The sequence below is a fragment of the Sedimentibacter sp. B4 genome (assembly GCF_000309315.1).
Taxonomy (GTDB): Bacteria; Bacillota; Clostridia; order Tissierellales; family Sedimentibacteraceae; genus Sedimentibacter; species Sedimentibacter saalensis.
Genome location: NZ_CANG01000947.1, coordinates 1 through 496, shown reverse-complemented (window position 1 = coordinate 496; position 496 = coordinate 1). Strand labels below are relative to the sequence as shown.

Annotated in this window: 4 tRNA genes; all 4 read left to right on the top strand. The window is 45.4% G+C overall.

The features are described 5' to 3' along the window. Positions 1-79 precede the first annotated feature (79 nt). Positions 80-156, top strand: a tRNA-Arg gene (locus BN358_RS17735). Positions 157-168: 12 nt separating this feature from the next. Then, positions 169-241, top strand: a tRNA-Lys gene (locus BN358_RS17730). 81 nt (positions 242-322) lie between these two features. Continuing rightward, positions 323-398 (top strand) — tRNA-Lys (locus BN358_RS17725). Positions 399-403: 5 nt separating this feature from the next. After that, positions 404-492: transfer RNA gene (locus BN358_RS17720), tRNA-Ser, on the top strand. Positions 493-496 lie beyond the last annotated feature (4 nt).

The window sequence follows — 496 nt, the reverse complement described above, 5'->3', positions numbered from 1 at the left end:
TTAAAGGAAAGGGGACACACCTCCTTTTCTAAAGGGAAAGTCTCTGAAATTCAGAGGAATGTCCCCAATATAAAAATGTGGACTCATAGCTCAGTTGGATAGAGCAACGGACTTCTAATCCGTGTGCCGGGGGTTCGAATCCCTCTGGGTTCACCATTAATTTTATATGACTCATTAGCTCAGCTGGTAGAGCACCTGACTCTTAATCAGGGTGTCCAGGGTTCGAGTCCCTGATGGGTCACTTACAAGGAAAAGTAACACCTTCTCTTTGTGAAAATAGTCTTTGTGGGATATGAAAATGTCTCCAATATATAATTATTAAGATCCATTAGCTCAGCAGGCAGAGCACTTGACTTTTAATCAAGGTGTCCGGCGTTCGAATCGCCGATGGATCACCAATTCTGGAGAGGTATCGAAGTGGTCATAACGAGGCGGTCTTGAAAACCGTTTGGGTGAAAGCCCGCGTGGGTTCGAATCCCACCCTCTCCGCCAATTT